The sequence below is a fragment of the Burkholderia sp. E168m23 genome, from assembly GCF_016586125.1.
GTDB classification, from domain to species: domain Bacteria; phylum Pseudomonadota; class Gammaproteobacteria; order Burkholderiales; family Burkholderiaceae; genus Burkholderia; species Burkholderia orbicola.
The window spans coordinates 1-5,475 of sequence record NZ_BCPP01000466.1 but is presented as its reverse complement, the minus strand read 5'-3'; the positions used below and the strand labels follow the sequence as shown (position 1 = coordinate 5,475).

5 protein-coding genes are annotated in these 5,475 nt (G+C 65.6%); 3 read left to right on the top strand and 2 right to left on the bottom strand.

The window, feature by feature from the left end; translation table 11 throughout:
• The coding region (locus tag JMF90_RS22180; protein ID WP_201325433.1) for a formate/nitrite transporter family protein at positions 1-427 on the top strand (427 nt) is incomplete at its 5' end.
• A gap of 223 nt (positions 428-650) precedes the next feature.
• Here the strand turns inward: JMF90_RS22180 and JMF90_RS22175 are convergent.
• Positions 651-2,876 carry a LamG-like jellyroll fold domain-containing protein gene (locus JMF90_RS22175; protein WP_201317233.1) on the bottom strand — a complete coding sequence of 742 codons (2,226 nt, stop codon included), beginning with the start codon at positions 2,874-2,876 and terminating at the stop codon, positions 651-653.
• A 274-nt stretch (positions 2,877-3,150) separates the two neighbouring features.
• Entirely contained in the window at positions 3,151-3,438 is a 288-nt protein-coding gene (locus JMF90_RS22170) for a hypothetical protein (RefSeq protein ID WP_201325432.1), read from the bottom strand.
• A gap of 28 nt (positions 3,439-3,466) precedes the next feature.
• On the opposite strand from JMF90_RS22170, the gene JMF90_RS22165 reads away from it, so the two are divergent.
• On the top strand, positions 3,467-3,880 hold the full coding sequence (locus JMF90_RS22165) for a DoxX family protein (protein ID WP_006481060.1): 414 nt from the start codon (positions 3,467-3,469) through the stop codon (positions 3,878-3,880).
• Positions 3,881-4,187: 307 nt separating this feature from the next.
• Positions 4,188-5,153, top strand: a complete 966-nt coding sequence (locus JMF90_RS22160) for an SDR family oxidoreductase (RefSeq protein WP_201317251.1) — start codon at positions 4,188-4,190, stop codon at positions 5,151-5,153.
• The last annotated feature ends 322 nt before the right edge of the window (positions 5,154-5,475 follow it).

Sequence of the window (5,475 nt, the reverse complement as noted above, 5' to 3'; positions counted from 1 at the left end):
ACAGAAGATCGGCGGCATCGGCGAAGCACGCACGCTCGGTTATGCGGCGCACGGCGCCGCCGGCATGCTCACGCTGTTCGTGCGCGGCGTGATGTGCAACTGGATGGTGTCGACCGGCGTGGTCGCCGCGATGATGTCGACGTCCGTACCCGGCAAGGTGATCGCGATGTGGATGCCGATCCTCGTGTTCTTCTACATGGGCTTCGAGCACTCGGTCGTGAACATGTTCCTGTTCCCGTCCGGCCTGATGCTCGGCGCCCACTTCACGGTCGTCGACTATCTGCTGTGGAATGAGATCCCGACGGTACTCGGCAACCTGGTCGGCGGGCTGGTGTTCGTCGGCGCGGCGCTGTACAGCACGCACTACAAGACCGCACCGAAACGCGCGTCCGCTTCGCCGGTGGGTGTCGTCGCCCGCAAGGCCTGATCGCGCTGCGCAAGCCGCAACCGACTGCCGGCGAGGCGCTGAAATGCGCACCGGGGGGCGCGCGACCGTCATGTTGGCGGATGCGTCGGGGCTGATCTACGACGCGATCACGGTCACGTCGACGCGCGTCGTCGCGCGCGGGGCCGACCGGGCGCACGACATGATCGAAAACAACTTCGCACAGTCCCCGCCGGCATTGCCGGCAGGGATGAGCGATGTCGTATCACATCGCATCACGGGCCATCGCTGCAACCTCCGCGGCACTCCATGCGCCTGCGTACACGCGGAAGCCCTGGATGCGGCCGTTGAAAGATGGATGCGCCCAATTGCGGCCAAGGAACGTGACCTGGTCGCCGACCTGGCGCGGCGACAGCAGGATTTCGTCGGATTTCCCCGCCTCGGTGCCGTCGACGTACAGGCGGCAGGTATTGCCCTGCAGCGTGACCGCGAGATGGACCCAGCGTCGAATCGGCAGGGCCCACGGCGCGGCCACGACCTGTGAATCCTTGAATGTCGCGCCAAAGATCGAGAAGCACAGCGTGCCTGAGCCGGTCTGCGGTGCGATGCACATGGCTGCGTTCGCGTCGAGCCCTGCATAGAACACGCAGCTGTCCCAGTGCAACCCATTCGCGTAGACCCACAAGGAAAGGCTGAAGTCGTCGAGGTCGCCGAACACGCCCGACGGCAGCTGCAGGCCGGCCTTCAGACCGTCGAACACGATGGCCTCGTCGTTGCGGCGCCCGTCGCCCCAGGTCGCGCCGTCCAGCAGCTTGCCCTCGATGAAGGTCATGGTGCCGGCGGCAGTCCGCAGCGCGCCGTGCGTGCCGGTGCCGTTCGGGTCGTTCAGCGGCAGGGACAGGCGGACCTCGCCGGGAACGGCGATACGAACCACATTGGAGCCGGCTCCCGGGGCGCCAGCGCCCTGCGCCGTGATCTGGTAGAACCAGACGCCGTTGGACGGTATATCGCTGTAGGTGAGCACCTCGCTCGCCGAAACCGTGCCCAGCAGGTTGAAGGGGCCGCTGGCCCGGCTTGCGCGCTTGATCTCGTACGAGGTCGCGCCGACGCTGCCCCACCACGACAGCACGACGCGGTTGCCGCGCAGGCAGGCCGTGAGGCCAGACGGCGGCTTCATGGAGCCGGCATAGTCCGGGCGGCGATGAATAAGCGTCGGCCACCAGACGTCGTCACTGCTGCCCCCGTACTTCGGCTCGCACAACTTCACCATGCGCGCGACGTTCGGCGCCGCCAGCCCCAGGCGGTTGACGTAGTGGTTGTAGATGGGCTCCCAGCAGTTGCGGCCCATCTGACCGTAGTTCACTTGCGTCCAGAACGACGGGTGGGGCTGGGACGGATTGTTCTCGCGCACATAGGGCATCGGGTAGTTCTTGCCGCTCTCGTCGAGCAGGTTCGAGCGCGCCACATACTCTGCCGCTGCGAGAAAGCGGTTGTTGTACAGCCCGTAGAGATCGTCGCCCTGGTTCCAGGCGATCTCCAGCAGGTCACCGCCCAGCGACATGCCCAGCGTGGAGTGGCCCTGGTCGCGGCCGCTTTCCTCCCACTGCCCGAAATGGCCCGGGTGCATGAAGTACACGCCATGCCCGATGGCGCCATTGCCGAAGTTCCGGAGCGTGCCGCGGTTGTTGCCCGCATAGCAGTCGCAGGCCAGCCGGTACAGGTCGGGCTTGTCGCAGAACACACCGATCGCCATGGCGCCCACCATCGAGGCCATGTCCCAGTTGGCATGGGACCCGATGCGCCCGTCGCTGAGGAACCACGACGATACCGGGGCGAAGACGTTGAGCAGCATGTCCTGGAATCGCTTCAGGTTCGCCGGGGCCCAGCCTGGGTAGGTGCGCAGCACTTCGCCGATCTGCGCCCACTGATGGCCTTGTATGCCGGCCAGGATGATGAAGGTGTGGTCGTCATGGGCGGTCGAGCCGGGAGGCACCGTTCCAACCACCTTCAGCGTGTTCGCCCAGGCGTCCACGAACTCCACGGCCTTGTCGGCATAGCGGTTGTCCTGCGGGTCGGACAGCTTCCATCGCAGGACCAGGCTCCAGGCGCGCCAGATGTCGACGTACATGTCCCGCGAGCTGCCATCGGCCCGGTAGACGCCCGCCAGCGGGAAAGGTCGGGCGTCGAGGGAAGCGAAGCGCTCGGCGCACAGCGTGCTCCACCAGTGCGCCCACGGCTCCTGGCCGGCCTTGATGTAGCCGCGGATGCGGGCGAAGTCGTCGTCGGTGACCAGCAGTCCCGGGTGACGGAAGACACCACTCGCCGAAGCCGGCGCGCGCGCCGGACCTGCAACAGCGGCCCGTGCCGCTTGGACTCCGAGTCCCGGCAGCAGCGGCAGCATTGGGAATAGCCCCAGGCCCAGCGACAACGCTCGACGCGCGGGATTCGGCAACTCCTCGAGGCTGGCACGCTCCACGAACCGTTTCGGCATCTTTATTTCCTCTGTCGTCTTGTTGAACTGCGCGACAGTATGGATTACGCAACAGTCGGTCGGTGTGACAAAGCACCTCCGGAAGTTGCACGCGCGATCGACGATCGCCTGTTCAAACGCGAGGGTGGTACATCGCGTGACTGCGACGGCCGGCGCTGCGGGGAATTGATGCGGTCTTCGCGATACCACGCGCGGCGACGATTTTATTTCCCGGTACGGCATGGAGCAGTTTTCTTTGCTCAAAAGGCCGTGGCACAAGTTTGTTTGCGTCGGTTCAAATTTTGTTTGCGATGAACCACGGCCGTCGGAATGACGGGTCGCGCTTTCCCGATTGTCCACTTAATCGAGACAGCAAATCATGTTTTGAAGGATTGATGATTCTTGGCGGGACAGTAGACTGCACCCGTGCTTTGCCAGAACCGATCCGGCGTGCGCCGCCAGCCGCGGCGTCGCCTGGCGGATTCTTCGGCAGCGGGCCATGCGGCTTGCCGTCCGATCGTGCGAAGAGTGGTCCGTTGCCGGCTTCGCGCGCCGATTCGGCGCGCAGCGGCACCGGCTGCATCAAACCGTCAATTCAAGGGTGATTTGCCATGCGTTACGTTTCGCTGGAGTCGAAGAAGGACGAGCTGCTGCTGGCGGCTCGCGTGCTGATGATGATCCTGTTCGTGCTGTTCGGCTGGCAGAAGCTGAACGGTTTTTCGGGCACGGTCGCGTATATGGCGTCGACGGGGAACCCGGCGCCCGAGCTCGCGGCCGTGATCGCGGTGGCGGTCGAACTGGTCGGCGGCGTGCTGATCGCGATCGGCTTCTATACGCGTCCGCTCGCACTGCTGTTCGCCGCCTATACGCTCGCGACCGCGCTGATCGGCCATCGCTACTGGGCGTTGCAGGGGATGGAGCAGTACATGGCGATGATCAACTTCTACAAGAACGTGAGCATCATCGGTGGACTGCTGTTGCTCGCATTGACCGGGCCGGGGCGGTATTCGGTTGACCGGAAGTAACGCGGGACGGCGTTTCCGTTCGGTATCGGGAGCCCGGTGCGCGCAAGCGTGCCGGGCTTTTGTTTTTGCGGGCGACGGAGCGATCGGCGCGCGGGCCGACGACAGCATCGGCGTCGTGCCCAGGCACGGCGGCCAGCGCATGCGCTCACGGCCGGAATCTACATCACGGATCATGTATTGCGCGAAGCTGTTGGCCAGCGCGAAATGGGCGAAGAATGGGGCGATTATGTTCGCGACCGGATGCGAGCCGTTCATGTTATCCAATAGGCCCGATAATCCCTTCGTTTCCGTGATCGATCGCCACCTCATGCCAAACCAGATTTCGCCAACGGGCCGTTCCACTGTCCTCCTCATCGGCGCCTCCGGCCTGCTCGGCCGTGCGGTTGCCGCCTGCCTGGCTCGCGAATCGTCGTTGACGCTGCTGGCCACCATACGGAACCCGCAAAGCGCCGGTGCAAAACTGCTCGCGTTGCCGCCGGAAAACATCGCCGAGCTCGACGTCCTCGACCAGTCGTCCCTCGAGCGCATTTTTGAAACCCACCGACCGGCAGCGATGATTCTTTGCGCCGCCGAACGCCGCCCCGACGTCTGCGAACGCGACCCGGCCGCGGCTCGCGCGATCAACGTCACCGCACCGGCCCGCATCGGCGCACTCGCCACGCGATACGGCGCATGGACGCTCGGCATTTCGACCGACTACGTCTTCGACGGCAAGGCGGCGCCCTACCGCGAAGACGCGACCCCGAACCCGCTGAACATCTACGGCCGCACCAAGCTCGAAGGCGAGGCCGCGCTGCTTGCCGCGTCGCCGCTGTCGTGCGTGCTGCGCCTGCCGTTGCTGTTCGGCCCGATCGCCGACTGGAGCGAATCGGCCGTCACGAGCCTCGTGCCGGCCGTCGTCGCGTCTTCGCGGCCGGGCGCCGACGCGGTCGGCATGGACGCATGGGCGATCCGTTACCCGACTTACACGCCCGACGTCGCGCAGGTCATCCGCGACCTGACGCTGCGCCATCTTGCGGGCGAATCCGTCACGGGCATTCGCCATTGGTCGGGCGAGGAGCCGATGACGAAGTACGACATCGCGCAGCGAATTGCCACCGCGCTCGGCATCGACGCGTCGCTCACGCCGATCACGCAGCCGACCGACGCGACACCGCGCCCGTACGACTGCCATCTCGATGCCGCACGCATGCGCGCGCTCGGGATCGATTACGCGACGCCGTTCGATACGGCGCTGCGGACCGTGCTGCGCGACGCGCCGCGGGCGCTGTAGGAGCGATACCGGCCACGGCTCGCGGCACCCGCCGATATCAACGAGCCGATTCGCTGAGGTTCGTGCCGCCGTTCACCGCCTACCTGGCAGCCGGGCGATCTTCCGCCCGGTATTCATTTGACCAACGAAGCATCCGCCCCCCGACGATGGCGCCGCGCGACGCCGATGCAGACGCAGGTGCCGCACAGCACGGCGCGATCGATGCGGCCACGCGCAGGCATTGCGAGCCGCCAATCCTCAGACATGCGTCGCGGGGTCGCGCGGCCTCGTGGTCGAATTCAAAATTTGTCTAGTCATCCTTGAGATTCGGCCGCTCGAATTG